The sequence below is a fragment of the Pseudodesulfovibrio alkaliphilus genome (assembly GCF_009729555.1).
Lineage (GTDB): Bacteria > Desulfobacterota > Desulfovibrionia > Desulfovibrionales > Desulfovibrionaceae > Pseudodesulfovibrio > Pseudodesulfovibrio alkaliphilus.
Genome location: NZ_WODC01000004.1, coordinates 165,110 through 191,390 on the forward strand (window position 1 = coordinate 165,110; position 26,281 = coordinate 191,390).

Genomic DNA, 26,281 nt, shown 5'->3' on the forward strand with positions numbered 1-26,281 from the left:
CGCGACAGCGCCCCTGACGGGATGTCCGTCAGGGGCGCTTGGCAACAGGAGTTACGAGAGTGTGCGGGTCGTAACTATTCGTTGAGGGCTTCGTACACCTTGCCCACCAACCCCTCGCCCGGGGTCAGGGTCTTGCCGCCCGGAGTCCACTTGGCCGGGCAGGCCTGCTCGGGATGGTCCATGAGGTAGGCGTTGGCCTCCATCTTGCGCACCAGCTCGTCGGCGTTGCGGCCCACATTGAAGAAGTTGACCTCCGAAGAGACGAGGACGCCTTCGGGGTTGATGATGAAGGTGCCGCGCAGGGCCAGTCCGCTGGCATAATCCCAGACATCAAAGAAGCGGGAGACCTCGCCCGTGGTGTCGGCGGCCATCTTGAACTTCACATCTGCCAGCAGCCGCTCGTCGTTCTTCCAGGCCAGGTGGGTGTATTTGGTGTCCGTGGACACGGAGATCACCTCGGCTCCCAGCGCGGCCAGCTTCTCGTGCTTGGCGGCCAGATCGGCCAGTTCGGTGGGGCAGACAAAGGTGAAGTCCGCCGGGTAGAAGAACAGGATGGTCCACTTGCCCTGCTCGCGCAGGGCCCCGAGGTCCACCTCGCAGAAGCCTCCCTCGGCCGGATCAAAGGCCTCCATGGCAAAGGCGGGCACCTTCTGCCCGACAGTGGCCATTTCCGGGATCATCTCATCGTGGTCGTGTTCGCAATCGCAGCTCATGGTATTTCTCCATATGGTCAAAAGGTTGTGTCAATGTTATGAATGATTCCTATTTTCAGTCAAACTATGCGTCCGGCCCGGCTTCGTCAAGTCTTTTTTGTGGCCATTGCGCACTTTGCCCCTCGGGGTCTTGTGGTGTATAGGCATGGACTGCCGCAGCGAATAAAGCGCGGCCCCCGCGCCCCGGCGCACGCATCCGGCCGCCGAAGGCCGGCAATCGACAACCCAGAGAGAGCACACATAATGAGTCACGGTTTCACCAAGGTCAGGGAGCTTGAAATCCCGGAGATGGCGTCCGTCGCCCACCTGTATCGCCACGACCGGACCGGCGCCCGGGTCCTGTCCATCGTCAACGACGACGAGAACAAGGTCTTTGGCATCACCTTCCGCACCCCGCCAAAAGACTCCACGGGCGTGGCCCACATCCTGGAGCACTCGGTGCTCTGCGGGTCCGAGAAGTACCCGGTGCGCGAGCCCTTTGTCGAGCTGCTCAAGGGCTCGCTGCAGACCTTTCTCAACGCCCTGACCTTCCCGGACAAGACCTGCTACCCGGTGGCCAGCGCCAACGAAAGCGACTTCTACAACCTGGTGGATGTGTATCTCGACGCGGTCTTCTTCCCCCGGCTGACCGAGAACACCCTGAAGCAGGAAGGCTGGCACCTGGAGCTGGCCGGGCACGACAAGCCCCTGACCTACAAGGGCGTGGTCTACAACGAGATGAAGGGCGCCTATTCCTCGCCGGACTCCCTGCTGCACGAGCACTCCCAGCAGTCCCTTTTCCCGGACGTGACCTACGGCCTGGACTCAGGCGGCGACCCGGCGGCCATCCCGGACCTGACCTTTGCGCGGTTCATGGCCTTCCACCGCGACCACTACCACCCCTCCAACGCCTACGCCTATTTCTACGGCGACGACGACCCGGACACGCGCCTCGCCATCCTCGACGCCGTGTTCTCGCGCTTTGACCCGCGTGACGTGACCGCCAGCCGGGTGCCGCTGCAGCCCCGGTTCACCGAGACCCGCGCCCTGCGCAAGCCCTATCCGGCCTCGGAGCGGCTGGACAAGGCCATGTTCACGGTCAACTGGCTGCTGGCCGAGACGGCGGACCCCAACCTCAACCTCGCCCTGCACATCCTGGAGCACATCCTGGTGGGCCTGCCCTCATCGCCGCTGCGCAAGGCGCTGCTGGAGTCGGGCCTGGGCGACGACCTGGCCGGGGTGGGCCTGGAGGCGGACATCCGCCAGATGTTCTTCTCGGTGGGCCTCAAGGGCATCCATCCCTCCAACGCCGTCAAGGTGGAGGCCATCGTCTTCAACACCGTCAAGGAGCTGGCAGAGGGCGGCATTGATCCCAGGGACATTGAGGCGGCGGTCAACTCCGTGGAGTTCGACCTGCGCGAAAACAACACGGGGTCCTATCCCCGCGGCCTCTCCCTGATGTTCCAGGCCCTGTCCACCTGGCTCTATGACGACGAGGACCGCGAAGGCGACCCGCTGCTGCTCCTGCCCTTTGAGGAACCCCTCGGGAACATCAGGCGGTGGCTCGCCTCGGACGAGAGGATTTTCGAAGAGCTGCTGGCCCGGCTCTTCCTGCACAACCCGCACCGTACCACTGTGCTGCTGGAGCCGGACCGGAAGATGGCCCGGCGCGTGGCCGCCGAGGAATCGGCCCGGCTCACGGCCGTCAAGGAATCCATGACCCCGTCCGACCTCGACCGGATCATGGCGGAGGCCGAGGAGCTTTCCCGGCTCCAGGCCGAGCCCGACGCACCCGAAGCCCTGGCGAGCATCCCGCGCCTGTCCCTTGCCGACCTGCCCGCAGAGCACAAGGCCATCCCCACCGAGGAGCGCTCCCTCGGCGCAACGCCGCTGCTCTTCCACGACCTGACCACCAACGGCATCGCCTATGTGGACCTCGCCTTTGACCTCGCCGTGGTACCCGACGAGCTGCTCCCCCTGGTGCCCATCCTTGGCCGCGCCCTGACCGAGACAGGCACGGCCAAGCGAGACTATGTGGACCTCTCCCAGTGGATCGCCCGCACCTCGGGCGGCATCTGGGCCCAGTCCTTCACCGCTCCGGTCCTCGAATCGGACCGGGCCGAGGCGCGGCTCCTGGTCCGGGCCAAGGCCACGACCGACAAATTTGCCGAAACCGCCGAGATCCTGACCGAGATCCTGACCTCAGCCCGGCTGGACAGCCGGGAGCGCGTGGGCCGCATCGTGTCCGAGGCCCGCGCCAGGGCCGAACAGCGGCTGGTGCCCTCGGGCCATCAGGTGGTGGCCACCCGGCTGCGCGCCCGTACCCACGCGGCCCACGCCATGGAGGAGCGCATGTCCGGCGTGACCGGGCTGCTCTTCCTGCGCGACCTCGAAGCGCGGGTGGACACGGATTTCGACACCGTGGCCCGCGACCTGGAACGGCTGCGCGGACTGCTGATCGCCCGCCCCGGACTGGTCGTCAACGCCACCATGGACGCCGACCTCCTGGCCCGGTGCGAATCCGCCCTGGTCCCTGTGGTTGACGCCCTGCCCGACACGCGGGCGGCCGAGGCCGAACGCGGGCCCCTGACCCTGTCCGGCCGCGAAGGGCTGGCCATTCCGGCCCAGGTCAACTACGTGGGCAAGGGCGTGAGCGTGACCGGGCACGGCCTGTCCTTCTCCGGCGCGGCCCTGGCCGTGAACAAGCTGCTGCGCACCGGCTACCTCTGGGAGAAGGTCCGCGTGCAGGGAGGGGCCTACGGCGCCTTCTCCCTCATTGACCGGGTGGGCGGCGGCATTGCCTTTGTCTCCTACCGCGACCCCAACCTCGCGGCCACTCTGGACGCCTTTGACGCTGCCGCCGACTACCTGGAGCGCCTCGACCTCTCCAGGGACGAATTGGAAAAAACCATTGTCGGGGCCATCGGCGAGCTGGACGCCTACCAGCTGCCCGATGCCAAGGGCTTCACCGCACTGGTCCGCCACCTGACCGGCCAGACCGACGCCTACCTTCAAACCCTGCGCGAGCAGACCCTGGGCACATCGCTCCGGGATTTCACCGAATTCGCCAAGGCGGTGCGTACCAACGCCGCCCACGGCGCTGTCTGCGTCCTGGGCGACGAGGAAGCCATGGCCGCCTCGGGCCTGAACCTGGACATCACCCGGGTGCTGTAGCCCCGGGGCTCACAAAAAAAACAACGGCCCGGCGCACTCTGGTGCGCCGGGCCGTCTTCTGTCGGATTCGCCCGACAACGGATCAATACCGCTCGAACCCGCCGTCCTCCCCTGCCGGACCGGGCAGCGCCCGGGGTCGCGCCGGACGCTGGCCGCCACTGCCCCGATCAACGCGGAAAAAGGCCACGGACTGCTGCAACTGCACTGCCTCGGCGGCAAGACTCTCCGAGGTGGAGGAAACCTCCTCGGATGCGGCCGCGTTCTGCTGAATGACCATGTCGAGCTGCTGCACGGCCGCACTGATCTGGGCCATGCCCGCATTCTGCTCATTGCTGGCCACGGCGATGTTCTCGATGAGCCGGGCGGTCTCGCGAATGTCGGGCACGAGCTTGTCGAGCTTGGTTCCCGCGTCGCGGGCCACGCGGGCAGTGGCGGTGGAAAGCTCGCTGATCTCGGCCGCGGCCTGTCCGCTACGCTCGGCCAGCTTGCGCACCTCTGCCGCCACCACGGCGAACCCCTTGCCGTGCTCCCCGGCCCTGGCTGCCTCAATGGCCGCGTTGAGCGCCAGCAGGTTGGTCTGCCGGGCTATCTCCTCGATGACGGAAATCTTCTCGGCGATGTCGGTCATGGCTCCCATGGCCTGAGCCACGGCCTGCCCGCTCTCCTCAGCGTCCCGCGCCGCCCTGGTGGCCATCTCGCGGGTGTTTGCCGCGCTCTCCGCGTTGCCCTGCACATTGGCCGCCATCTGTTCCATGGAGGCGGCCACCTCCTCCACGGCGCTGGCCTGCTCCGTGGCCCCCTGGGACAGGTTCTGGGACGAGGCCGAAAGCTCCTCGCTGCCTGTGGCCACGTTGTTCGTGGCCGCCAGGACGCTGCCTATGACCTCGCGCAACCGGCCCGACATGGTCCGCAGGGCGTCGGCCAGTTTGCCCACCTCGTCCTTCTGGTACACGTTCATCTCGCGGGTCAGGTCGCCCCCGGCCAGACTCATGGCGAATTCGATGCCCTGGGCCACCGGGCGGGTGATGATGTTGGCGATCACATAGAGCACCACGAAGAGTATGACCATGGCCGCCACGCCGATGCCCGCGCTGGTCCAGGCGATGGCGTTGGCCTCGGCCCGCACCGTGTCCAGAGGCACGGTCACGGCCAGGCTCCACGGCGTGGTCGTCCTGCCGATGCGAATGGGCTGGTAGGAGTAGTAGCTTTCCGCGCCAGTGGCGGCCGAAAGCTTGACATCGGAGAAGGGGCGACCGCTTCTGATGGCGTCCAGCAACTTCTGACGAACTTCCGGCGTCTGGAAATCGCCTATATTCTTGCCAATATAGTCCCTGTTTCGATGGGCGAGAAAGGTGCCGTCATTAGCCAGCAAAAAGGCGTAGCCCGTTTCGAACACCCGGATGGACTCGACCATCTTCTGAAGATCGGTCAGGTAGAAATCCACGCCCACCACACCAATGTTGGTGCCGCCCTTTTTCACCGGATGGCCGGTGGAACTGAGCCAGAAGGTGCTGCCGTCGGCCTCCCAGGGATAGGGCTTGGTGATGGTCTCCACATTGCCCGCCATGGGGATGTCGAACCAGTCGCCGCTGATGCCTTCGGTCCCGACGAAGCTATCGCGCACCTGCCCGTCCACGATATGGTACCAGTTGCGGTAGGCGCCCTTGTACACGTCGGCGTACTCTTCCTCCCGATCATCGAACCGGCCGGGCAAAAAGGTGCACCACGCCCCGGACAGCTCCGGGTTGGCGGTGAGCGTTTTCTTGAGCACCCCGTCGAGATACTCCCGGTCAGGGATGGTCGGATAGTTGGCCCCCTCCTCAAACATGGCGGCCAGGGTCCGGGTCACGTCCATGGCCCGGCCCAGGGTCTGGCCCACGTCCAGGCTGTAGCTACGGGCCATGTTCCCGGCCAGGGCCTCGGCCTGCTCCACGGCCAGGGAGCGCGACTTGTCAGTCATTATCCAGGTGCTGACGGTCAGCACCAGGGCAACAATCAGAAATGTGGGCAACAGTATCTTGAGCTTGAGGCTCCAGTCCTGAAAACGCATGACTTCCCTCCTGTGTGGACCTTGGGGGCGGGAAAGGTCGGCCCGCCCGACAGCGCAGGTGTAGCGCATCCGCTCCGACGCGAACAGTATAAATCATGTCACGGCTGACAATCGTCGCCCATTCGCCACACCCGTACGGCCCCGGAGTCCGCGGGAAGGGGCTGGGGTCAGATCAGTCCGGCTTTGTCGAGCAGGGGCAGGAGGGCGCCCACGTCCGGGGCGATGAACTCAGGCTCCATGGCGGCAAAGGCATCGGCCCCCTGGCGGCCGCTGGTCACGGCGGCGCACAGGGCGCCAGCGCGTCGGCCTGTCTCCACATCCATGGGGTGGTCGCCCACCATCAGGGTCCGGGCCGGATTCGCGCCCAGCCGCTCAAGGGCCTGCATCAGATGGGCCGGGTCCGGCTTGACGCGCACCGCCGCCTCACGGGCCAGGAAGACCCCGACCTCGGTCTCGATCTCCGGGAACACGAGGCGCACTGCGGCAGAGATGTTGCGGGTGATGACTCCGGTGGCCACGCCCCGATCGCGCAGCAGGGCCAGGGCGGGACGGGTGAATGGAAAGAGCCGCCCCTCGCGGGCCGCGTCCAGCTCCATGGCCGCCAGGACCAGCCTGCCGCGGGAGGCGAACTCCAGCCCCTCGTCACGGTCCATCGCCATGGTCCGGGCCACCAGTTGATCGAGCCACTCCAGGGCGGGGGTGCCGTCCGGCTCGGGCCGCTCGCCGAGGAACACCTCGCCCAGGGCCGCGATCTTGCGCTTCATCAGGTCGAAATCAAGGGTCAGCTCGGCCAGGGTGCCGTCAAAGTCAAAGACGATGGCCTCCAGCCGGCTCATGGCCGCCCCCCGTCGCCCCCGGCCAGTCCGCGCAGGATGGCAAGGTTGCGCACGTCGTCGGCCAGATCCGTTTCCTTGGGCGTTTCCAGCACCTTGGACACCGAGGCAAAACGGGGATCACGCATGAGCAGGCCGAAACCCGCAAGACCGATCTCCCCCTGTCCGATGTGTTCGTGCCGGTCCTTGCGCTCGCCCAGGCCGGTCCGGGTGTCATTGAGGTGAAAGAACCTGATCCGGTCAAGCCCGATGACCCGGTCGAAATGATCGAAGGTGGCAGCGTATGCCTCGGGAGTGCGGATGTCGTAGCCCGCGGCAAAGGTATGGCAGGTGTCGTAACACACGCCGAGCCGATTCGCATGGCCCGAGCGCTCCATGATCCGGGCCAGCTCCTCGAAGCTCGCCCCGAGGTTGGTGCCCTGGCCGGCCGTGGTCTCCAGCAGGACCATGGCCCGGCTCGTGGCCGAACGCTCCAAGGCCCGGTCCAGGGCCTCGGCGTATCGGGCGATGCCCGTCTCCACACCCTGGCCCAGGTGGGAGCCGGGATGGGTGACGAGATACGGTATCCGCAGGGTTTCCACGCGCCGCAGCTCCTCGGCAAAGGCGACCAGGGAGCGCTCCTGCAGTTCCGGGTCTGGCGAGGCCAGGTTGATCAGGTAGGAGTCGTGGGCGGCAACGGGATACTCCCCCCACTGGGCCCATGCCTCGGCAAAGAGGGCCGCGTCAAGGGCCGAAAGCTCGGGGATGCGCCACTGGCGCTGATTGCGGGTGAACAGCTGCAGGGCCGTCCCGCCCACGGCCCCGATGTGGACAAAGGCCATGTGCAGCCCCCCGGCGATGGACATGTGCGCCCCCAGCGGGCCGCCGGGCTGCGCCGAAGCGCCGTCGGTCAGAGTCTGCATCGTCATCCGCCGGGGGACTCCGGTCTGCCCGGCTAGTCGATCCAGGCGCTCAAGGCCTCGACGATCTTCTGGGCCTGGGCCTGGCTGGAAATGTTGAACTTGGACTTGGGCCGGTAGGAGCCGTCCACCTTCTGGTAGCGGCGGATGGAGAATTTCTCCGGGCCGTATTCGCCCTTGGCGCGGTTGAATTCCTGGTAGCGGAAAACGATGGTGGCCCAGGCGCCCTTGGACAGGACAACCTTGTCCAGCTCCTTGACGATGAGCTGGTTATCCTCGGAATAATTGATGGTGATCTCTTCAACGGTGGATGCCATGCACTGCTCCTTGCGATGGTGCTCGCCCCTGGGGGCGGCAGGGGTCTACCTCTACATAGGTAATGGGCAAAGGGCAAGGGGCGCCCCGCAGTGCCCAACCGGCCGCCATAACCGGAAAGAACCGCTGGAAAAACGGGAATTGGGTTGACGAAATTTCCGCCCTGGCGTAACGGCAGAATTACTCGTGCGCCCACCGCTGCGCCTTGGGCGGACCGAAAGCATGAGCTGGCATTGGCGCGGGGCGGCCGCCCGCCGGGCAATCCCGGCGGGCGAGCCTCACCGCCGGATTCCCATTTCATTTGGAGCCTCTTGCAATGAAAAGCATTTATGTCGGCAACATTCCCTTCAGCGTTACCGAGAACGACATCCGCGACCTCTTCGGTGCCCATGGCCGCGTCGTGTCCGTAAAACTGGTGGAGGACCGCGAGACCGGCCGGTTCCGGGGCTTCGGCTTCGTGGAGATGGACGACGCCGACGCTCTGGCGGCCATTGAGGCCCTGGACGGCAAGGACATGGGCGGACGGACCCTTAAGGTCAACGAAGCGCGGCCCAGAGAACCCCGCCCCCGCCGCTAGCCGCGCACCGGCTTCCGCCCGGTTCGCACCCCGCCCCAGGAGGCGGCTTCCGGCCCACGGACCGGGTCTTCAGTTGCGCCGAGCGTACAGTGCAACCATTCCCGCACATTCCGCCGCCTCCCCCGCCCGCCAAGGACGCAACCCCGTCAATCGGCCAGGGCCAGACGCACGCCAAACCCGACAAAAAGCGCACCCACCGCCCGCTTGATCCAGACGCCGAAGCGCCCGCCGCCGCCGAGCATGGTGGAGAGCCGGGCCGCGGACCACGCCCAGAGCAGGTTGACGAGTGTGCCATTGACCGTGAAAATCACGCCCAGCAGCAAAAAGGCCAGGGGCCTGGACCCGGCCCCGGCATCCACGAACTGGGGCAGGAAGGCCAGAAAGAAGAGGGCCACCTTGGGATTGAGGGCGTTGGTCAGAAACCCCTGGGTGAAGACCTTGCGGGCAGAGGCCCGGGCCAGCCTGGCGCTTCCGCGGGCCTGGCCGCCTGCAGCGCTCCGGCCGTTGCCCCGGCCAAGGAGCATGCCAGCGCCGATCCACACCAGATAGGCCGCGCCAGCCAGCTTGACCACCAGAAAGGCCGTGGCCGAGGTGGCCAGGATGGCCGACAGCCCGAGGGCGGCCGCAAACACATGGACAAAACACCCGGCCCCGATGCCCAGAGCGGCCACGCTCCCGTCGCGCAACCCGTGGGCCGCGCTGCGGCTGACGATATAGGCCACATCCTGGCCCGGAGTGATGTTCAGCAACAGGCCGGAGACGATGAAAAGCGCAAGATCGTGAACGCCCAGCATGGATGCCCCTTGTGACGGTTTGCCGCCCCTGCCGTCAGGCGCGGTCACTCCGGGCTACGCCCGGGCAGGGGCGCAAGTCAAGACCCTGGACAGAAGGCGCAAACAAATGGCGGCATGTCTCCCTCGCCCCCTGACGGCAACCCTCACCCTTCACCGGCAACGGCACCGCATTCATTGACAAGTCCACCTGAAACCCATATTTTTTCCAAAACCACCACCAAGGAGACTTGATGTTTACGCATTTGGATTCTGTGCGTTATGCTTAGCAAGGGCTATTGCATAAAAACGTAACCTCTCTGCAATAGCTCTTGCTCAATCCTGATTCAACAACAGGAGGAGCATAATGAGCTATAAAAAAGCAGTCGACATCCTGCCGCACAATCTTTTGAGTGCTGTGCAGCAGTATATAGACGGTGAATATATTTACATCCCGCGCAAGGAAGAAAACAAGCTGTCGTGGGGTGCAAATACGCAGACAAGAGAGACACTGCGGGCACGAAACAGAGAAATTCTGTCCAGACGATTGGCTGGTTGCACTGTTGCCCAATTGGCCGAGCATTTCCTCTTGTCAGAAAAGGCTATATACAAAATCATCAATGCCGAAAAAACCGGCTAACCCATGGCGCCCCGACTTTGATCGGGGCGCTTTTTCTTTTCTGAACCAAAGAAGAGCATGCACACTGCGCCTGCGCGTAGTATCGTCACACACGATTGGCCGATTCCCCCGTATATACGGAAACAGTGTCTGCCTCTTCGGCTGATTGCGGCTCTTGGCAGAGCGTGTTCCCAAGGATCTTTCGGCACAAGGGCGGCATTTCGAAAAAGGCGATTCAAACAACAACCCTCAACAGGAGCTTCTGCATTGGACATCCCACGCATCTTCACCATCAGCGAGAGCGCACACCGCATCCACAACCCGTTCACGCCGGAAAAACTCGCCACACTCGGCGCGGCGTTGCGCCTGGAGCCGGGGATTCGTCTGCTCGACCTCGGCAGCGGCTCGGGCGAGATGCTGTGCACCTGGGCACGCGATCACGGAATCAGCGGCGTCGGCATCGACCTGAGCCGATTGTTCTCCGGGCAAGCGAAACTGCGCGCTGAAGAACTCGGGGTCGCCGATCGGGTTGAGTTCATTCACGGCGACGCCGCCGGCTACGTTGCGGACCATAAGGTCGGAGTGGCAGCCTGTCTGGGTGCCACATGGATCGGGGGGGGAGTCGCCGGAACCATAGAGCTTCTGGCCAAGAGCCTCTGCGCCGGGGGAATCATCCTCATCGGCGAACCCTACTGGCTGCGAATGCCGCCGACGGATGAATTTGCCAAGAGGTGTGATGCCGGGGCTCTTGCCGACTTTCTCATGCTTCCCGACCTGCTCGCGTCTTTCGACGGCCTTGGCTATGATGTTGTGGAAATGGTTCTGGCAGACCAGGACGGCTGGGACAGGTACGAGGCGGCCAAATGGCTTACCATGCGCCGATGGCTTGACGCAAACCCAGGCGACGACTTTGCCAATGACGTTCGGGCCAAACTGACCTCGGAACCAAAACGCTACGCCGCCTACACCCGCGAATACCTCGGGTGGGGCGTGTTCGCGCTGATGGCCCGCTGATTGCCCAATGATAGCCGGATGATGCGGGGCGGCGGCGGGAGAACCTCTCCTTGACGAAACCGCCGCCCCATCGTTGAGGATGCGATTTCGCACATCCGCCCCGCCCAGCCTCCCCTGACGCAATCCAGCCCCCTCCCTGCCCGGCTTCCCACTATCCGACAGCGGACACAGAAGCCATGTTTTTTCTTGACACTCAACAAAAAATTATTGATTAACGACAATACAACATCGTTAAACAGCAAGGAGGTGGTTGTGAACACCATTCAAAGACCAAGCAAACGATTCGCTCTGCTCTTTCGCGCTCTCTTCATCCTGTATCCGATAGGCGTCTTGGCCGTGTGGCTGGTCGCCGATCCCGGAGCAGGGGGCCAATGGCTGGAGCTGGATGCCTTCAAAAGGGCCGGGCTTGTTTCGGCGGACGCCCCTCTGGGAACATGGCAGCGGCTGGCCTGCTTTGGCGCGGCCATGCTGCCCGGTGCGGCGGTCATGTATGCGTATCGGTCCCTGTGGCGGCTTTTCGACCTCTACGCTGCCGGAGCCTTCTTTGAAAAGACGAACGTCGCCCGCCTTCGCGATATCGGCTGGGCGCTCATGGCGCAGCAGATACTGGCCCTGCCCGCCGGAGCCCTGCAGACCCTGGCCCTGACCGCGCACAATCCTGAGGGCGAGCGCATGGTCACACTCGCCATCGAAGACAGCAACGTGACCCTGATCGTGGTCGGCCTGATGATCATCCTCATCTCCAAGGTCATGGATGAGGGCCGAAAACTTCAGGAAGAGCAACGCCTGACGGTCTAGGAAGTCATGACCATACACATCAATCTCGACGTGATGCTGGCAAGGCGGAAGATGTCTTCCAAGGAGCTGGCGACCACCGTGGGCATCACCCAGCAGAACCTGTCCATCCTCAAGACGGGCAAGGCCAGGGCCGTGCGCTTCTCCACCCTGGACGCCATCTGCCGCGCCCTGGACTGCCAGCCGGGAGACATCCTGACCTTTGAGGATGACGCGGGCAAGGCCGGGTAGTCCGCCCAGCCCAGCCTATCCCTGGCGGTCCATGCTCCGGTAGTTGATGGCCTCGGCCAGATGGGCCGGGCCGATCCAGGCGGCCGCCTCCAGGTCGGCGATGGTCCGGGCGATGCGCAGAATCCGCACATAGGCCCGGGCCGAAAGACCCAGGGTCTCCACCGCCCGCTTGAGAAAGGCGTGCTCGGTCTCGCCCAGGCGGCACCACTCCTCCAGGGCTGTGCCGGTCAACTCGGAATTGAGGGCAATGGGCTGTTCCGCGTAGCGCACGGCCTGAATCTCCCGGGCCGCCAGAATGCGGCCGCGCATGGTGGCCGAGTCGATGTCTCCCCGGGTCTGCTTGAGGTCGTCATAGGGCACGGCCGGCACCTCCACCTGCAAGTCGATACGGTCCAGCAGCGGGCCGGACAGGCGTGAGCGGTAGCGCTGCACGGCCAGGGGCGAGCAGGTGCAGGGGTGGGTGTCGTCGGTCAGATAGCCGCAAGGGCAGGGGTTCATGGCCGCCACCAGCATGATGTCCGCCGGATACCTGAGGGACACCAGCGAGCGGGAGATGGTCACTTCTCCGTCCTCCAGCGGCTGGCGCAACACCTCCAGCACCGACTTCTTGAACTCGGGCATCTCATCAAGGAAGAGCACGCCCCGATGGGCCAGGGAGGTTTCGCCCGGCTGGGGGTAGCGGCCCCCGCCGATGAGGCCCACATCGGAAATGGTGTGGTGGGGGGTCCGAAAAGGACGCGTGACCATCAGCGCCTGGCCGCTGGGAAGTTGCCCGGCCACGGAATAGATCTTGGTCACCTCCAGCGCCTCCTCGAAACGCAGGGGCGGGAGCACGGTGGGGATGCGCTTGGCAAGCATGGTCTTGCCCGAACCGGGCGGACCGATGAAAAGTAGGTTGTGCCCCCCGGCAGCCGCGATCTCGATGGCCCGCTTGGCGTGCTCCTGGCCCTTGACCTCGGCGAAGTCGCTCAGGAAGGTCCGACGCTCGGCCCACAGGGTGTCGATGTCCACGGCCGCGGGCTCCACCGCCTCCTCGCCCAGCAACAGCCGAACCACCTGGCCCAGGTCCGCGGCCCCGATGACCGGGATGTCCTTGACCACCGCGCCTTCGCGGCCGTTGGCTCCGGGCACGATGATGCCCCGCCCCCGCCCGGCGCGGGCGGCCAGGGCCAGGGGCAGCACCCCGGGCACGGGCTTGAGCCCCCCGGTGAGGGACAGCTCGCCCGCCATGTACCACCCCTCCACCGCCTTGAGGGGAACAACCCCCATGGCGCAGAGGATACCCACGGCCAGGGGCAGGTCATAGGCGCTGCCCTCCTTGCGCACGTCGGCCGGGGCCAGGTTCACGGTGATCCGCGCGGGCGGCACCTTGAACCCGCAGTTTTTCAGCGCAGAAAAGACACGCTCCTTGGCCTCGCGCACCGCGCCTTCGGCCAGCCCGACCATGGTGAAGCAGGGCATGCCGGAACGGGACAGATCCACCTCAAGCTCCACCTTGAAGGCATCAATGCCCATGAGGGCGGCGCAGGCGACTTTGGCTATCATGCAATTCCTGAACAGACCCGGAGCAAGGGACGCGCCATTGACCTAGGCATTATTGATGGCACAGGGAAACTCTGCGGAAAAATCGGCCCCTTCGATTCTTTCGCCGCGGATATAATTATACACATTCATATCATGCACGATCTGCATCCAGAGCGGCTTTGTCTCGGCCTGAACGACCGGGGACACATCATGAATCGACGGATGGTCCACCCAGAACACGGTACGAGGATTCGCGCTACGCTCCACCAGGCTGACAAATGCGTTGGTAACATCCTTAAAATCGTAATAAATCCCGTCATGCAGCTGGAGGCCGTTGGGGAAATTTATATACAGCGTATCGGCAGGCTTGAGATTGTCTTCTCCCAGTGACCTCACTATCTCCTGCAGGCAGTGGACAAAGCCAATCGACAGTGCGTCGTCATTGTCCAATCGGGTTGTCACAAACCATTCCGCGTCCGGCGCAAGCGCTTTCATACGCTCCGCAACAGTTGGCAGGATCGTGTTATACGCACCGCAATAGACCGGGACAAAATTCTGATATTTTGCGTACGTCCCAATAATCTTTCGGATGTGTGCCGGAGTCTTCTCGTCAAACAGAACCAACCAGGTAAAGCCCTGTTCCTGCTGGGCGAACACGGTGGGAAAACAATATCTCTGGAACAGGTCGAGCCTCAGGGAAAGCCATGTGTTCTCAAGGCGCTTGGGAAAATCGATGGGATATATGTTCACATTGAAACGCGTAATTATGAAATGATGAAAATTCACAGACCCCCCGCTGTTGCCAGACCGTAAGCAAACACATTGCGCCAGACCACATCCGGCTCAGACGGCAACGCCTTTGACGAGCAAAAAAACCATTGCCATGCAAGTTCCCACGCGGACAGGCCGCTCCCGGCCAGCGACGCGGACCGCCCTGACTGTCACCCGCAACCTCTTGAATTATCAATGTCCGAATGATGTATATAGCCCAAGGGGATTTGTAAAGACCCGCCCGGCCTGTAAATCGGGCCGTCTCCAGAGTTTAGACTTTTTCCCAAGTCTGTGCTACGAACGTGCCGTCACGTCAGTCCATGCCCAGCCCTTTTTCGGAGGATACATGCGGACCCTGTTTCTGACCCTGCTGCTCCTGCTCGCCACGGCCTCCGGCGCCCTCGCCCTGGACACGTACGACGACGCACCGGCTCCGGCATCCCTGCAACAGGACCTGGAGCCTGCCGGACACGACGAAAGCGACGAGGCCGCCGCCCGCCAGGACGAGCCGCAACCCGACACCGGGCAAACCAGCGACACGGACCCGGACCGGATGCGCGAGGCAGCCGAGGGCTTTGATCCCGACCAGGAGCCTGCCCCCGCCCGCTCGGGATACGTCAGCGTCATCAAGGACGACCTGCGCCTGGAGCCCCTGGGCACCATGACCCTGCGCGACGGAACGATTTTGGAGATCATGGACTTCGTCAAGCTCGGCAAGTTCTACATCTACCTCTCGGGCAAGCTCAACAGCCGCTCCAGCACCGTGGTCAGCTTCACGCGATTAAGCGACCTGCAGATGTGGGCCTCCATCACCTTCCGCGACCAGCACACCCTGACCGTGGTGGATAGGGGCCGCAAGGAGATGTTCTTCACCGAGGCCCGGCTCTATCTCGGCACGGACAGCCCGAACACCTTTACCTTCACCACCCTCAACCGCAACAACTTCCAGCCCGAAACCGCTGTGGTCTACAAGCGGGACGTGGCATCCATCACCATCAACTGACCGCCAAGGAGAAACCATGCCCCCCATTACCCGCGCCGTGGCCACGGCCCTGCTCCTGGTCACCCTCCTGGGCTCCGCCGGATGCGGCGCCATTCTTCTGGGCGGCGCCGCAGCCGCCGGCACCTATGTCTATTTCGACGGACAGGCGAAAAACACCTACAACGCTTCCTTCCAAAAGGCCTACGACGCCTCCCTGGCCGCCTGCCGGGAGCTGACCATTCCTGTGACCAGCGAGACCAGGGACGGCACTTCGGGCAAGATCACGGGCAAGCTCTCCGGCGACACGGTGATCATCTCTCTGAAACTGGTGGGCGACAACCTGACCGAGATCACGGTACGCGTCGGCCTTATCGGCAACGAGTCCGCCTCTCGCAGGATACACGCCACCATCTCCCGCCACCTCTAGCGGATCGCGAAAAGCGTCCGATTGCGTCGTTGCTTCAAACAGGGCAGCCCCTCGCGCAGGAGAACCACGCTTCGGGCTTGCCCTGTTTCCGCGCCTTGCACTCGAACACTTTTTCGCAACCCGCTTCTTCCTGGAGCGCTTCGGATGGATGCGGCCAGAGGCCGAGAGGCATCCAGGCAGCACGCCCGGCGCAGCAGGGCTGCCGATTCTTCGACGCAGGGCGCTTCCAACACCCGCTCCCGATCCCGATCCATGAAAATTCCCTGAAAATCTGTTGGCCCGTTGACCTCTAGACAATTTCGGGATAATGGTTCGATAAGTTGCCACACGCTGTTTTACAGTGACCGATAAGGGTGACGATTGGTGACGATGAAATTACGGGGAGGTCTTGTGAAGGTACGACTTGCGATGGCCCCCACCCCCTTGAACGTGGTTGTCCGGCTCGGCCGGACCTGGCCCCGGACGTTGCTCCGGGGCACTGGCGCGGTCTCCTGCGTCTGGAGCCGCAAGCTGCGCATCCGCCCCAGGCGGCTGCGCCTCATGGACCCTGCCCCCGGGCGGGAAGCCCCGCCCGCACGGGGCATCGGCGGAAACAATGGAAGAAGCGTACACGCATAAGGATCTTGCCGCCCTCTGCAAGGTCTCGGAAACGACCATCAAGAGCTACCGGCGCAAGTTCCCGGGGTTCATCCCTGTGCTCACCCACGGCAAGCCCATCCGGTTCAGAAAGGAGGCGGCTGATGTCTGCCTCAGGATTCGCGACTGCTTTGACAAGGGCATGTCTGTCAACGAGACGCGGAAAACCCTCAAGGAACACTTTAGGGAGTCTCCTGCCGAACGCAGACGGGTTGCCCAGCCGTCCCGGTCGGAGGACGCATCCCCGGAGGTCGCGGGGGCTGGCGTGGTTTCCCAGGAATACCTGGACAAATTCTTCGCCACCGCCGGGCAGATGATGCAGGGCATGGCCGGACTGGCCACGGCCCAGGCCAAGGCCGGACAGCGGCTGCAGGCCCTTGAGACCGCCATGCAGCGCCTCATCGAGGTGCAGCAGCGCAACAACGAGACGTTTACCCTTCTCCTGGAACGCACCACCCCGGCATCGGACACTCTCGCGGCGTCCTCCTCGACCGATGCCGGGGGCGGTGCCGGTCCCAAGGCCGACAGCGGCGGGCCAACCACCCCGCCACCTGTCCGGGCCAGAAAGGTCGTCAATGTCACCTCCCCGGGCGGGGGTGTGAAGTCCTACACCCTGGAAAAATCCGAAGCCCCCGGCGCAACGAACTCGGGACGCACGGCTCTGGAGCGGCCCTCGGACGCCTTCCTGAACACGCCCATCGTCATCCGCAACGATCAGGGCGAATTCCTGGGCGTACCGGGGCGCATGTCCCTGGGGAACTTCGTGGAGGTGATGGTGCGCGAGGCCGAGGAAAGCGGCGCCTCCCTGTCCGACTGGCACCGGGACGAGGACACCTGGATCTTCACCATGCAGACTCCGGGCGGCGATGCCCACGCCCTGCACTTCGTCTCCACCACCACGCCTCGCGGCAATCTGGTGGTGCTGCTCGACCGCCTTGATGTCAACGGCGAGCAGACATCGCCCCGCTTTCTCCAGGAGTTTTTCCGGCAGGTGAAGGACAAGATCTGATCCGGTGGGGCCAAAGCCTCCCCTACTCCAAATCCCAGACCTTGCGGACATGGTCGATGACCGCCCGCATGACCGGGTCCTGGTCGCGCCGCCGAAGACAGACGAAATGCAGGTCGATGGTCAGCTCGTCAAAGGGCACGGCGTGGACCACGCCGATGCGGTTGGCCGCCTTGATCTCGTTCTCGCGCAGCAGAGACACGCCCTTGCCAGCAGCCACCAGCACACGGATGACCTCGTCGCCGTCCACCTCCATCTCGTAGCAGGGCTTGAGGTTGCGCGAGGCGAAGAACGGCCCGATGATCGGCTGAAGCGGATTGTCGCCCGGGTCCATGATCCAGGGCAGCTCGACCAGGGCCGCGAGCCCCCCTGCGATGCGATCCTTCCAGATGTCGGGCACGGCCACGAAAAAGCGGGTGGCCTCCAGCCGCAGGGCCAGAAGGTCTGCATTGCGCGGCGGGCCGAAGATGAATCCGCAGTCGAGCTTGTCCTGGGCGATGAGGCCCTGCACCGCGGTGCTGGCGCTTTGCAGAATCTGAAGCGTTATCTTGGGATGGCGCTCGCCCAGGGAATTGAGCAGGGGCACGATGCGCAGGTATTCGGCGTCGGTGTTCAACCCTATGGAGAGCTCGCCCACCAGCTCGCCGCCCATGTTCCTTGCCTCGATCCGCAGCTCCCGCGCAGCCCGCAGCACCTCCTCGGCCTTGCGGCGCAAGCGCCCGCCCGCCTCGGTCAGGCGCATCCCCTTGGGCGTGCGGATGAAGAGCCGGGTCGCAAGCTCCTCCTCCAGCGCCTTGATGTGGGCGCTGACCGTGGGCTGGCTGGCATGCAGCCGTTCGGCGGCCCGCGTCAGGTGCCCCTCCTCGGCCACCACCACAAAGGTCTTGAGCTGGTAAAGTTCCATGTCTCCTTCTCCGGCACACTGCCACAAATGTCAATCACCCTGGCCGATACACATTCGTCACCTTGATCAGGAAAACCGAACAAGGGCATCGAACAATACAATTGGATTGGTTTCAAGGGTTTCCGTAGATATGCAGGTATGGAAAACCGCCCGTTTGGTGGCACCCCGCTTCCGGGGCAAGGAAAAGGAGACACCCATGAGCATGGAATGCGATACCCGTCTGGCAATGATGGCCATGCAGCGCCGTGCTGAAAACAGCGCCCGCGCCGCCCATATCTCCCGTCGCCGCCGCACCCGGATCCGCCGGGCCGGAGAGGCCGTGTCCGCCGGAGTAGCCGCCTTTGCGCTGACTCTCTTCACACGCGGATTCTGATCTTTCGGGGCCAAGGCCCCATACACCATGCGGGTTGGAGCCGCCCTTGCCCGGATTTCATCCTTTCCTCCGGGCAGGGGCGGCTCTTCATATGACAGTCAGACACAGCGTTCAAGCCGTTTGTCTTCAGATAAAAATCACAGCTTTTCAGCTGCTTATGTCTATATAGTAATTATTCTCATTTTTTGCTTGCGGAGCGATTCGGGGTTGCGGTACAGTGCTTTCAGACACAACGGGTAGTTCATTCTATCCATTCAACCAACGACAAGGAGCAACCATGAGCAAGACCCTGAAGAATCTGAAGGAAGCCTTTGCCGGCGAATCCCAGGCCAACCGCAAATACCTCGCCTATGCCGAGAAGGCCGACGCCGACGGCAAGCCCGGTGTGGCCAAGCTCTTCCGCGCCGCCGCGGCCGCCGAGACCATCCACGCACACGCCCATCTGCGCCTGATGAAAGGCATCGGCTCCACCGAGGAAAATCTCAAGGACGCCATTGAGGGCGAAACCTACGAATTCAAGTCCATGTACCCGGACATGATGGTCGAGGCCAAGGCCGAGGGTGAAAACGCCGCCCTGCGCTATTTCGGATTTGCCAACGAGGCCGAGAAGATCCACGCCGCCCTCTACACCCAGGCCCTTGAGGCCGACTCCGACGTGTTCGCGGACGCCGAGTTCTACATCTGTTCCGTCTGCGGGCACACCACCGATGGAAAGCCCGAGGACAAGTGCCCCATCTGCAACGCCGCACCCAAAGCCTACCAGAAGGTCGACTAGTGTGGCGTTCCGGAATAAAACACATGAAAAACAGCGTAGAATATAACGACATTTTAATGGTTTATGGAAACGATAGGCCTGTGCCAATTTCGCGAACGTGACACTAGCCTTTCACGCCAGCCGAAAAAATGGCCCCGTCGCTTGAGGCGTTATCCATAAAAATGGAATAATTAGAGCCCCTAAATGATACTAGGGGCTCTTCTTTTTCTATCGAAATCCGTATGGTTCCTCGTACTTACAAACCGAAGACAATCGTTTTTGGTTGATATTTGATATTGCCAACAATTGGGACGGTGTAAGATTTTCTTGGATACCGCCCCACATGCTTGCGGCTTGTTACAGGTATTGGTTTCGCCAGTCTACATTCGCAATAAGTATTGGCTCTGGCAGCACAATCTCATTGGGCAGTGCAGAATAACTGATGGCATCGCCAACTTCGTCGCTTAAACGAATTCTCCCATTAGAGAACACGCGCAACTTTCCTGCATCATATAACCTATGAATATCGATGCGGAGGCAAAAGCCATTACCAACTTCATCCTTACCTCCATGGCCAACAGGAATTATATGCGCCGCTTCAAGCACGTTTGGGATCGTCTCGCCTGTCAATAAACAGTGACCTTGTGCCGCGCCCAAAACATCCCGACGGAATTTCCACTGCCCAGGGCGTGCCATTGCTTGCATCGTCACTCTTTTCCTTTCTATCAGCACAGGGAAAACCGAGGCACGGGATGCTGCAATCTCATCTTCAACTTTGTCGTCGTCTTCTAAGAAAGAACCCCGGGTCTCAATCTCGACAACATCATATAGTAATTCATCAAGGACAAATCGCTGGTCATATGTGTTCTGAGCGGGAGTAACTCTACAAATGTCAAAATTCTCAAGGAATAATAAAAATTCCCTCGCCAAGCGTTTGTCGTTCGCAGCAGGGGCACAGTCTGGCCAACCTGCCATATTTAGGCCATGGCGAAATCGATAAACATTATGTGCGATCACCCCAACAGACTCCTTGGCCCCTGCGAGTGGAATCACTATCTTAATCAATTCATTTGGGGTTAAGTATGCCTCTGTGAGCCCTCGTGAGTTTCCCAAGGTGCTCATTGTCGCAAGAATCAACTCAAAGGGCTTAATCCGAAGATCAACGTCTCTCCATTTACTGATCTCGTCTTGGGTGTATGTCCTTGGGTTTGGCAACACGGTGTTGCGAATCATTAGTGCCGCAAATTCGTCATGGGTTATCACGCCGCTTGCAACCCTTTGTCCAAGGTTTGTTAACCGGATTTCTCCCGGGACTAGTTCAAGCAGCCCAGTTCCTCTCCAGTATTGCCCAGAATTGCGAAAAATGTTGCGGTCGGGATCTCTTGCCAAGGAGACAGTCGTACCCGTTTCTTCTTTAACCTGCTGCAGTCTATTTCGAAGGCTTCTCGAACTGTATGCTTCCCCTTCATGCTGCTGAAGAGCCCGGAGCACACCAAGAAAGACAGGGGCTTTGAGGAGGCCTTCTGTCGGTTGTACGCTTAACCATCTCCACTTGTAAGTATCAAACGGCTTGATCGGGGGAATCATACTGCCTCAGCAATTCTTACGCGTGACTTTTCCTCAACAGCGTTGAGCATCCGACCTATCGCTTGCCCTAATTTTGGCGGGACTGCGTTAGCAATTTGCCTGTAGGCGGATGTCCTGGTTCCTTCAAACACAAAGTCATCCGGAAAGGACTGAACGGTAGCAAGTTCCCTTGCAGACATCCGTCTATGATTATTAGGATGATGTAGTACAACAACCCCACCCTTGTCATCTCCTCTTCCAGTCACTGTGGGAGCAGGTTGGTTGGGGTCAATATACCTATGTCCCAAATGTCCATTAAATCTCAATTTGTACTTTGAGTAATCGTGGTTTGGTATGTCAGGGGCATCGTCAGGTTCCGGGTAATGCGCTAAAGCCTCCCCTACGGTTACCCAGGGCAATAGTTGTCCAAGTGATCCCTTACCAGGCTCAACGTGTGTTGGCTTTGGCGGAAAGGGGACCTCCTCCACGAAAATATCCTCCCTAACACCTAACATCACGAATCTCATGCGCTTTTGTGGAACGCCAAAGTCCGCAGAGTTCAGGACCTTCCAATACGTTTTGTACCCCGTAGACCTGAAGTCTCCAATAATACGCTTAAGCACTTCTCCCTTCCCCAAGGAAACAATGCCTTTCACATTCTCCGCGATAAAGAAACGGGGGCGCTTATCGCGAATAACTCGCACCATTTCTCGATAAAGTTTGTTTCGTTTATCGCCGGTTGTCCTGTTCCAGTTCGCCACGGAAAATCCCTGGCAAGGGAATCCACCAACAACAACATCTCCGTCTGGAATATCTGATGAAGATATATTGTAAATGTCTTTAACATCAACATGGTTGCCAATGTTCCGCCTGTATGTCGCTACAGCATCTTCATAGATGTCGTTAGCCCACACAATTCGGTGCCCAGCCTGTATCAAACCAAGATCGAGGCCTCCTGCGCCGCTAAACAGAGATATGACGTCCATTACGCGGCCCTCCTAAGTATAGACAATTGCTGCAATTGATTGCCAAGATGGCGAGCGAACAAGACAGGGACGGCGTTGCCCACTTGTCGATAACAAGAATTCAACTTTCCGCAAAAATGAAAGTCCAAAGGAAATGTTTGTATCAAAGCCTGTTCGCGTACAGACATACGTCTGTGATTTCGGGGATGTTGGATTGCACAGACCCCCCCTTTTCCATTTCCGCGAGCCAAAATAGTAGGGGAAGGCTTATCTGGGTCGGTGATTCTGTGTCCTGTAAAGTTGCGGTTCGTCACTTTATATTGGGAACATATGTGGTTTAGCAGGTTGTGATGTGATTCAGGCTCTGGGATTTCAGCCAAGACCTCATTAATAGTTACCCAACGGGGTAAACCATCAGCCCCAGTTTTTGCATGCGTTGGTGTTGGGTACACATAGTCTAAACTTATAGGCAAATCAGCCCTTGTCCCTGCGATAATAACTCTCTGCCGAGTCTGTGGGACACCATAGTTTGCCGTGTTAAATAGTTTTTTCTGGACCCGGAAACCCGCATCGGTAAAGTCTTTCTCTATGCGATTAATCGCATTACCTTTTGCAAGGCTCAATATCCCCCGCACGTTTTCTGCTAAAAACCATTTTGGCTGTTTTTCTTTAACGATTCTAAGAAATTCTAAGTAAAGTCGATTCCGATCATCTTCTTCAAAGCGAAGAAGGTTGGCCTGAGAGAAGCCTTGGCATGGAAATCCTCCAACAACGACATCCGCATTTGGGATTTGTTTCGTGGGGATATTTTCGATTGGCCCTAAGACGATATGATCGCCAATATTCTTCCTATAAGTTTTGACACAATCTGGATCGAAGTCGTTAGCCCACACAATTCGGTGCCCAGCCTGCATCAAGCCAAGGTCCAGACCTCCTGCGCCGCTAAACAGAGAGACGATTTTCATTTAATACCTATAAACCTAGATGGTTGATATGCCTTGTTGCCTCAGGGGACCAGCGTCAAAGAAGCGTCAGAGTTCGATCTCAAGACAATCTCTACACAATCATCTCCTTGCATTCAAGGTGCTGACAACCCTTCTGCTGATTCAGGGAGTAAGGTCTTCGTGTACAGAAATAGTATTCACGTGACACCGCCCCCCCCCGGCGGGCGGGCAGACGCTCCCGGCGCCGCGCCAGACATCGGCCACCACCGCGGCCAGGGCGCGGACCAGAGGGTCCCCTTCCCGGCATCGGGCGGTGACGAAATTGACGTTCAGGGAGAGACGCGGCCCTGTGTCGCAGATTACGGCAGTGCCTTCGCGGGCCAGGGCCTCGGCGTCGGCCTGCTTGAGAATGGAAATGCCCCTGCCTGTGGCCACCAGCCTGCGGATGACCTCTTCGCTGTCCACTTCCACATACTCCTTCAGCTCCACGCTGGCGCTGGAAAAGAGCTGACCAAAGGCGACCATGAACGGGCAGCCCATGTCCGGCTTGATCCAGGGCAGGGAGGCCAGCTGATCCAGGGTCTTGCCCCGGATGCGGTCGCTCCAGGCGGCCGGGGCCACCACGCGCACCGGAATTTCGGCCAGCTTGACCGACTCCACCTCGGCGTAGCAGTTGTCGAAAAATGAAAACCCTGCGTCCAGCCTGCGGTCGCGCACATCCTTGAGGATGTTGCCCGAGGTGCTCTGCGCCAGCTTGAGCCTCAGGCGCGGATGGGCCTCGGCCATGCGCCCGGTCAGGTCAGCAACGCGCAGAAACTCGGGGTCCGTGTTCAGCCCGATGCTCACGGCGCCGGTCAGGTCGCGGCTGAGCCCCCTGGCCAGGTTGAGCATGTCCTCGGCGGCCCGGACAACCGCCTCGGCCCTGCCCTTGAGCTCGCGGCCCGCGTCGGTCAGCACCATGCCCCGCGGGGTACGCACGAACAGGACCACGTTCAACTCGCCCTCAAGGGCCTTGATATGGGCGCTTACCGCTGGTTGGCTGGCGTGGATGCGTTCGGCCGCCTTGGTCAGGTTGCCCTCGTCGGCCACGGCGATAAACGTCCTCAGCTGATAGAGTTCCATCCCGCTCTCCTAGAACCTTTTGCCACCCAAGGCAATCCGGTTTGCTTATGCCTCGGTTCACGCATTGCGATTGGACGGTGCCGGAGCCCCTGCCTATGAAGGGACCATGGAAAACCCCTGGCCCGAGGAGGCAACATGATCCGCAAGACCACGCCCTTTGACTGGAAATATCTCCTGCGCCCCGAAAACGGGGAGAACGAGCCTTCGGGGCGGCTGGCCGGAGTCTGCAAGGCTGCCATCTGGCTTGGCATTTCCATCCTGCTCGGTGTCGGCATGGGCCAACTGTGCTGACCGGCAAAAAAGATCTCCCGGATCACTCCTTGGGCAGCCAGCGGTCGGACCACGCCTGGAACATGAGCAGAGCCCACAGGCGGGACTGATTCTCGCGTCTGCCGCTCTGGTGCTCCGCCCATTGCCGGGCCACGGCATCGGCATCAAAGAGCCCCTGGCGGCGCAGTCGGTCCGGGGCCAGCAGCTCGGAGGCCCACCCCTTGAGCGGCCCGCGCAGCCACCGTGCCAGGGGCACGTCAAATCCCGCCTTGGGCCGATCCACCAGATGGCGCGGCACATGCTTCTCAAGCACCCGCCGCAGGATGCCCTTGCCCCTTCCGCCAGCCACCAGCATGGACACCGGCAGCCGCCACGCCAACTCCACCACCCGGTGATCAAGATAGGGGGCTCGCGACTCAAGGGACGCGGCCATGGTCGCCCGATCCACCTTCTGCAGCACCCCCGGCAGATAGATCGCGCTGTCCGCATACTGCATAAACCGCACGAAATCCTTCAGTTTCGGTGGCTCCAGCCTGATACGCCCCTCCAGGCCGCGCCCATGGCCCGACAGCACTCCGGACGGGTCAGGCCATGTGGAGACCAACCGCCAGTACAGATCCTCGCGATCCCTGGCGGGCAGGGCGTCAGCCAGCTTGTGGACCTTGAGTCCGGGGGTACGCACCCGGCCCAGCCGGGGCGCCGCCCGGCCCGCGGCCCGAAACAGGGCGTCGTACCCTTCCGGCGACAGCCAGCGCAGGGCCGAGGCCACCCCGCGCCGCACCGGAACCGGCAGGCGGCCACAACGAGCCCAGAGGGCCGGGCCGCTCACATGGCGGTTGTATCCCGCAAAGACCTCGTCGCCCCCGTCCCCGGTAAGACACACCGTAACGTGCTCGCGGGTCAGTCGCGAGACCAGACAGGTGGGCAACTGCGAGGCATCGGAAAAGGGCTCGTCATACACCTCGGGCAGACTCTCCACCAGCCCCAGCGCATCCTCGGGCGTGGCCGTCAGGGTTGTGTGCGCCGTGCCCAGGTGGGCGGCCACCCGCGCCGCGTCCGCTGACTCGTCGAAATTACGGTCCGAAAACCCGATGGTGAAGCTCCGCACCGGCCGGGCCGACTGGGCCTGCATCAACGCCGTGACCAGCGCTGAGTCCACCCCCCCCGACAGCAGCACTCCCAGAGGCACATCCGAGACCCTCTGCCCGGCCACCACCTCGCGCAACAGGCCCTCAAGCCGGTCCCCGGCTTCGTCCGCGCTGCCGAGAAAGGGGTCTTCCATGGCCCGCAGAGCCATTCCGGCCAGACTCCAATACGCCTCGGGCTCGGGCAGCCCGCCGCCCACCCCCACCGAGAGCAGACATCCGGGCGGCAGCTTGTGCGCGTCCCGATAGATGCAGCGCGGCGCTGGCACATATTGATGACGCAAAAACAGGGCCAGGGACTCCATGTCCAGGGCAGCCTCAAAACCCGGATGAACCCGCAGCGCCTTCAGCTCCGAGGCAAAGACAAAGGCGTTCCCCGCCCGGCCATAGTACAGCGGCTTCTCGCCCATGCGGTCACGAGCCAGGGTCAATTTCCTCTGCTGCGAATCCCACAAGGCAAAGGCGAACATGCCTACTGCCCGCTCAAGAGCCCCGCGCACCCCCCATCTCTGACACGCGGCCAGCAGCACCTCGGTGTCCGAATCACCCCGCCAGGGCAGATGCGGTCCGCCCGCCTCCTCAAGCTCGCGGCGCAGGGCGCGGTAATTGTACAGCTCGCCGTTGTAGGTGAGCGCCAGACGGCCGCAACGGCTGACCATGGGCTGCGCTCCGGTCTCGCCCAGCTCGATGATCGCCAGCCGCCGATGCCCGAGCCCAAGCCCCACGGCCGGGTCCGCATACTCGCCAGAACCGTCCGGTCCGCGATGGGCCAGCGTTTGCGCCATGCGCCGGGCCAGCCCGCGCACACCAGCGTCGTCGCCCGCCAGACCGGGATCAAGAAAACCGGAAATTCCGCACATGCCAAGTCTCTACCAGCCCGCCGCCCCCCTGGGCAATTCCTTTTGGGAGGGACATCCGGCGAA

At 61.9% G+C, this 26,281-nt stretch carries 27 protein-coding genes; 13 read left to right on the plus strand and 14 right to left on the minus strand.

What is annotated here, in order from left to right; genetic code table 11:
• Nucleotides 1-74: 74 nt before the first annotated feature.
• Nucleotides 75-713: a peroxiredoxin gene (locus GKC30_RS07855; protein WP_155933785.1), complete on the minus strand. Its 639-nt coding sequence runs from the start codon at nucleotides 711-713 to the stop codon at nucleotides 75-77.
• A gap of 243 nt (nucleotides 714-956) precedes the next feature.
• Between GKC30_RS07855 and GKC30_RS07860 the strand changes: the two genes are divergently transcribed.
• Nucleotides 957-3,866, plus strand: coding sequence for an insulinase family protein (locus tag GKC30_RS07860; RefSeq protein ID WP_155933787.1), 2,910 nt, complete (start codon nucleotides 957-959; stop codon nucleotides 3,864-3,866).
• An 82-nt stretch (nucleotides 3,867-3,948) separates the two neighbouring features.
• Here GKC30_RS07860 and GKC30_RS07865 read toward each other — a convergent pair whose 3' ends face one another.
• The 4 genes from GKC30_RS07865 to GKC30_RS07880 all read right to left on the minus strand — a co-directional run bounded on the left by GKC30_RS07865 (nucleotide 3,949) and on the right by GKC30_RS07880 (nucleotide 7,965).
• A complete protein-coding gene (locus GKC30_RS07865) occupies nucleotides 3,949-5,916 on the minus strand; it encodes a methyl-accepting chemotaxis protein (protein ID WP_155933789.1) in 1,968 nt (655 codons plus the stop codon).
• A gap of 167 nt (nucleotides 5,917-6,083) precedes the next feature.
• Complete coding sequence (locus GKC30_RS07870) at nucleotides 6,084-6,752, minus strand: HAD family hydrolase (RefSeq protein ID WP_155933791.1); 669 nt, start codon at nucleotides 6,750-6,752, stop codon at nucleotides 6,084-6,086.
• Nucleotides 6,749-7,657, minus strand: coding sequence for a deoxyribonuclease IV (locus GKC30_RS07875; RefSeq protein ID WP_231117085.1), 909 nt, complete (start codon nucleotides 7,655-7,657; stop codon nucleotides 6,749-6,751). The genes GKC30_RS07870 and GKC30_RS07875 overlap by 4 nt, the downstream gene beginning before the upstream one ends.
• 26 nt (nucleotides 7,658-7,683) lie before the next feature.
• Nucleotides 7,684-7,965, minus strand: coding sequence for a hypothetical protein (locus GKC30_RS07880; RefSeq protein WP_155933793.1), 282 nt, complete (start codon nucleotides 7,963-7,965; stop codon nucleotides 7,684-7,686).
• A 314-nt stretch (nucleotides 7,966-8,279) separates the two neighbouring features.
• Between GKC30_RS07880 and rbp the strand changes: the two genes are divergently transcribed.
• The gene (gene rbp, locus GKC30_RS07885; RefSeq protein ID WP_155933795.1) at nucleotides 8,280-8,540 is read left to right on the plus strand and encodes an RNA-binding regulator; all 261 of its coding nucleotides are present in this window, start codon (nucleotides 8,280-8,282) and stop codon (nucleotides 8,538-8,540) included.
• A 146-nt stretch (nucleotides 8,541-8,686) separates the two neighbouring features.
• Here the strand turns inward: rbp and GKC30_RS07890 are convergent, their stop codons facing one another.
• A complete protein-coding gene (locus GKC30_RS07890) occupies nucleotides 8,687-9,334 on the minus strand; it encodes a LysE family translocator (protein ID WP_155933797.1) in 648 nt (215 codons plus the stop codon).
• Nucleotides 9,335-9,677: 343 nt separating this feature from the next.
• Here GKC30_RS07890 and GKC30_RS07895 point away from each other — a divergent pair, with 343 nt between their 5' ends.
• From GKC30_RS07895 to GKC30_RS07910, 4 genes are all read left to right on the plus strand, one after another.
• Nucleotides 9,678-9,950 (plus strand): CD3324 family protein, encoded by a 273-nt coding sequence (locus GKC30_RS07895; protein ID WP_155933799.1) that lies wholly within the window; start codon nucleotides 9,678-9,680, stop codon nucleotides 9,948-9,950.
• A gap of 246 nt (nucleotides 9,951-10,196) precedes the next feature.
• On the plus strand, nucleotides 10,197-10,943 hold the full coding sequence (locus GKC30_RS07900) for an SAM-dependent methyltransferase (protein WP_155933801.1): 747 nt from the start codon (nucleotides 10,197-10,199) through the stop codon (nucleotides 10,941-10,943).
• A 252-nt stretch (nucleotides 10,944-11,195) separates the two neighbouring features.
• Nucleotides 11,196-11,741 carry a DUF2975 domain-containing protein gene (locus GKC30_RS15010; RefSeq protein ID WP_155933803.1) on the plus strand — a complete coding sequence of 182 codons (546 nt, stop codon included), beginning with the start codon at nucleotides 11,196-11,198 and terminating at the stop codon, nucleotides 11,739-11,741.
• Between the two features lie 6 nt (nucleotides 11,742-11,747).
• On the plus strand, nucleotides 11,748-11,969 hold the full coding sequence (locus GKC30_RS07910; protein ID WP_155933804.1) for a helix-turn-helix domain-containing protein: 222 nt from the start codon (nucleotides 11,748-11,750) through the stop codon (nucleotides 11,967-11,969).
• A gap of 15 nt (nucleotides 11,970-11,984) precedes the next feature.
• On the opposite strand, the gene GKC30_RS07915 is transcribed toward GKC30_RS07910, so the two are convergent.
• Both GKC30_RS07915 and GKC30_RS07920 read right to left on the minus strand, forming a co-directional pair.
• Nucleotides 11,985-13,514 (minus strand): YifB family Mg chelatase-like AAA ATPase, encoded by a 1,530-nt coding sequence (locus GKC30_RS07915; protein WP_155933806.1) that lies wholly within the window; start codon nucleotides 13,512-13,514, stop codon nucleotides 11,985-11,987.
• A 42-nt stretch (nucleotides 13,515-13,556) separates the two neighbouring features.
• A complete protein-coding gene (locus GKC30_RS07920) occupies nucleotides 13,557-14,243 on the minus strand; it encodes a glycosyltransferase (protein ID WP_367614032.1) in 687 nt (228 codons plus the stop codon).
• Nucleotides 14,244-14,610: 367 nt separating this feature from the next.
• Here GKC30_RS07920 and GKC30_RS07925 point away from each other — a divergent pair, with 367 nt between their 5' ends.
• The 4 genes from GKC30_RS07925 to GKC30_RS07940 all read left to right on the plus strand — a co-directional run bounded on the left by GKC30_RS07925 (nucleotide 14,611) and on the right by GKC30_RS07940 (nucleotide 17,318).
• On the plus strand, nucleotides 14,611-15,267 hold the full coding sequence (locus tag GKC30_RS07925) for a hypothetical protein (protein ID WP_155933810.1): 657 nt from the start codon (nucleotides 14,611-14,613) through the stop codon (nucleotides 15,265-15,267).
• 16 nt (nucleotides 15,268-15,283) lie between these two features.
• Entirely contained in the window at nucleotides 15,284-15,673 is a 390-nt protein-coding gene (locus tag GKC30_RS07930; RefSeq protein WP_155933812.1) for a DUF3568 family protein, read from the plus strand.
• A 390-nt stretch (nucleotides 15,674-16,063) separates the two neighbouring features.
• Nucleotides 16,064-16,291, plus strand: coding sequence for a hypothetical protein (locus GKC30_RS07935; RefSeq protein WP_155933814.1), 228 nt, complete (start codon nucleotides 16,064-16,066; stop codon nucleotides 16,289-16,291).
• Nucleotides 16,269-17,318, plus strand: coding sequence for a MerR family transcriptional regulator (locus tag GKC30_RS07940; protein ID WP_155933816.1), 1,050 nt, complete (start codon nucleotides 16,269-16,271; stop codon nucleotides 17,316-17,318). The genes GKC30_RS07935 and GKC30_RS07940 overlap by 23 nt, the downstream gene beginning before the upstream one ends.
• A 22-nt stretch (nucleotides 17,319-17,340) precedes the next feature.
• Here GKC30_RS07940 and GKC30_RS07945 read toward each other — a convergent pair whose 3' ends face one another.
• On the minus strand, nucleotides 17,341-18,219 hold the full coding sequence (locus tag GKC30_RS07945; RefSeq protein ID WP_155933818.1) for a LysR family transcriptional regulator: 879 nt from the start codon (nucleotides 18,217-18,219) through the stop codon (nucleotides 17,341-17,343).
• Nucleotides 18,220-18,415: 196 nt separating this feature from the next.
• On the opposite strand from GKC30_RS07945, the gene GKC30_RS07950 reads away from it, so the two are divergent.
• Together GKC30_RS07950 and GKC30_RS07955 are read left to right on the plus strand one after the other, a co-directional pair.
• Entirely contained in the window at nucleotides 18,416-18,592 is a 177-nt protein-coding gene (locus GKC30_RS07950) for a hypothetical protein (RefSeq protein ID WP_155933820.1), read from the plus strand.
• Nucleotides 18,593-18,869: 277 nt separating this feature from the next.
• Nucleotides 18,870-19,367 carry a rubrerythrin family protein gene (locus tag GKC30_RS07955; protein WP_155933822.1) on the plus strand — a complete coding sequence of 166 codons (498 nt, stop codon included), beginning with the start codon at nucleotides 18,870-18,872 and terminating at the stop codon, nucleotides 19,365-19,367.
• Between the two features lie 336 nt (nucleotides 19,368-19,703).
• On the opposite strand, the gene GKC30_RS07960 is transcribed toward GKC30_RS07955, so the two are convergent.
• The 4 genes from GKC30_RS07960 to GKC30_RS07975 all read right to left on the minus strand — a co-directional run bounded on the left by GKC30_RS07960 (nucleotide 19,704) and on the right by GKC30_RS07975 (nucleotide 23,943).
• A complete protein-coding gene (locus GKC30_RS07960) occupies nucleotides 19,704-20,933 on the minus strand; it encodes an HNH endonuclease (protein WP_155933824.1) in 1,230 nt (409 codons plus the stop codon).
• Complete coding sequence (locus GKC30_RS07965) at nucleotides 20,930-21,898, minus strand: DNA cytosine methyltransferase (protein WP_155933826.1); 969 nt, start codon at nucleotides 21,896-21,898, stop codon at nucleotides 20,930-20,932. The genes GKC30_RS07960 and GKC30_RS07965 overlap by 4 nt, the downstream gene beginning before the upstream one ends.
• Nucleotides 21,898-22,842 (minus strand): DNA cytosine methyltransferase, encoded by a 945-nt coding sequence (locus GKC30_RS07970; RefSeq protein ID WP_155933828.1) that lies wholly within the window; start codon nucleotides 22,840-22,842, stop codon nucleotides 21,898-21,900. Before GKC30_RS07970 ends, GKC30_RS07965 begins: the two co-directional genes overlap by 1 nt.
• 141 nt (nucleotides 22,843-22,983) lie before the next feature.
• Entirely contained in the window at nucleotides 22,984-23,943 is a 960-nt protein-coding gene (locus GKC30_RS07975; RefSeq protein ID WP_155933830.1) for a LysR family transcriptional regulator, read from the minus strand.
• Between the two features lie 135 nt (nucleotides 23,944-24,078).
• On the opposite strand from GKC30_RS07975, the gene GKC30_RS07980 reads away from it, so the two are divergent.
• Complete coding sequence (locus GKC30_RS07980) at nucleotides 24,079-24,234, plus strand: hypothetical protein (protein ID WP_155933832.1); 156 nt, start codon at nucleotides 24,079-24,081, stop codon at nucleotides 24,232-24,234.
• Nucleotides 24,235-24,256: 22 nt separating this feature from the next.
• On the opposite strand, the gene asnB is transcribed toward GKC30_RS07980, so the two are convergent.
• The gene (gene asnB / locus GKC30_RS07985; RefSeq protein WP_155933834.1) at nucleotides 24,257-26,218 is read right to left on the minus strand and encodes an asparagine synthase (glutamine-hydrolyzing); all 1,962 of its coding nucleotides are present in this window, start codon (nucleotides 26,216-26,218) and stop codon (nucleotides 24,257-24,259) included.
• Nucleotides 26,219-26,281: the final 63 nt, after the last annotated feature.

What these genes read in the sequence shown, in the direction of transcription:
- GKC30_RS07855 (WP_155933785.1), bottom strand. Translation starts at nt 713, where the DNA reads ATGAGCTGCGATTGCGAACACGACCACGATGAGATGATCCCGGAAATG.
- GKC30_RS07860 (WP_155933787.1), top strand. Translation starts at nt 957, where the DNA reads ATGAGTCACGGTTTCACCAAGGTCAGGGAGCTTGAAATCCCGGAGATG.
- GKC30_RS07865 (WP_155933789.1), bottom strand. Translation starts at nt 5,916, where the DNA reads ATGCGTTTTCAGGACTGGAGCCTCAAGCTCAAGATACTGTTGCCCACA.
- GKC30_RS07870 (WP_155933791.1), bottom strand. Translation starts at nt 6,752, where the DNA reads ATGAGCCGGCTGGAGGCCATCGTCTTTGACTTTGACGGCACCCTGGCC.
- GKC30_RS07875 (WP_231117085.1), bottom strand. Translation starts at nt 7,657, where the DNA reads ATGACGATGCAGACTCTGACCGACGGCGCTTCGGCGCAGCCCGGCGGC.
- GKC30_RS07880 (WP_155933793.1), bottom strand. Translation starts at nt 7,965, where the DNA reads ATGGCATCCACCGTTGAAGAGATCACCATCAATTATTCCGAGGATAAC.
- rbp (WP_155933795.1), top strand. Translation starts at nt 8,280, where the DNA reads ATGAAAAGCATTTATGTCGGCAACATTCCCTTCAGCGTTACCGAGAAC.
- GKC30_RS07890 (WP_155933797.1), bottom strand. Translation starts at nt 9,334, where the DNA reads ATGCTGGGCGTTCACGATCTTGCGCTTTTCATCGTCTCCGGCCTGTTG.
- GKC30_RS07895 (WP_155933799.1), top strand. Translation starts at nt 9,678, where the DNA reads ATGAGCTATAAAAAAGCAGTCGACATCCTGCCGCACAATCTTTTGAGT.
- GKC30_RS07910 (WP_155933804.1), top strand. Translation starts at nt 11,748, where the DNA reads ATGACCATACACATCAATCTCGACGTGATGCTGGCAAGGCGGAAGATG.
- GKC30_RS07915 (WP_155933806.1), bottom strand. Translation starts at nt 13,514, where the DNA reads ATGATAGCCAAAGTCGCCTGCGCCGCCCTCATGGGCATTGATGCCTTC.
- GKC30_RS07925 (WP_155933810.1), top strand. Translation starts at nt 14,611, where the DNA reads ATGCGGACCCTGTTTCTGACCCTGCTGCTCCTGCTCGCCACGGCCTCC.
- GKC30_RS07930 (WP_155933812.1), top strand. Translation starts at nt 15,284, where the DNA reads ATGCCCCCCATTACCCGCGCCGTGGCCACGGCCCTGCTCCTGGTCACC.
- GKC30_RS07940 (WP_155933816.1), top strand. Translation starts at nt 16,269, where the DNA reads ATGGAAGAAGCGTACACGCATAAGGATCTTGCCGCCCTCTGCAAGGTC.
- GKC30_RS07945 (WP_155933818.1), bottom strand. Translation starts at nt 18,219, where the DNA reads ATGGAACTTTACCAGCTCAAGACCTTTGTGGTGGTGGCCGAGGAGGGG.
- GKC30_RS07950 (WP_155933820.1), top strand. Translation starts at nt 18,416, where the DNA reads ATGAGCATGGAATGCGATACCCGTCTGGCAATGATGGCCATGCAGCGC.
- GKC30_RS07955 (WP_155933822.1), top strand. Translation starts at nt 18,870, where the DNA reads ATGAGCAAGACCCTGAAGAATCTGAAGGAAGCCTTTGCCGGCGAATCC.
- GKC30_RS07960 (WP_155933824.1), bottom strand. Translation starts at nt 20,933, where the DNA reads ATGATTCCCCCGATCAAGCCGTTTGATACTTACAAGTGGAGATGGTTA.
- GKC30_RS07965 (WP_155933826.1), bottom strand. Translation starts at nt 21,898, where the DNA reads ATGGACGTCATATCTCTGTTTAGCGGCGCAGGAGGCCTCGATCTTGGT.
- GKC30_RS07970 (WP_155933828.1), bottom strand. Translation starts at nt 22,842, where the DNA reads ATGAAAATCGTCTCTCTGTTTAGCGGCGCAGGAGGTCTGGACCTTGGC.
- GKC30_RS07975 (WP_155933830.1), bottom strand. Translation starts at nt 23,943, where the DNA reads ATGGAACTCTATCAGCTGAGGACGTTTATCGCCGTGGCCGACGAGGGC.
- GKC30_RS07980 (WP_155933832.1), top strand. Translation starts at nt 24,079, where the DNA reads ATGATCCGCAAGACCACGCCCTTTGACTGGAAATATCTCCTGCGCCCC.
- asnB (WP_155933834.1), bottom strand. Translation starts at nt 26,218, where the DNA reads ATGTGCGGAATTTCCGGTTTTCTTGATCCCGGTCTGGCGGGCGACGAC.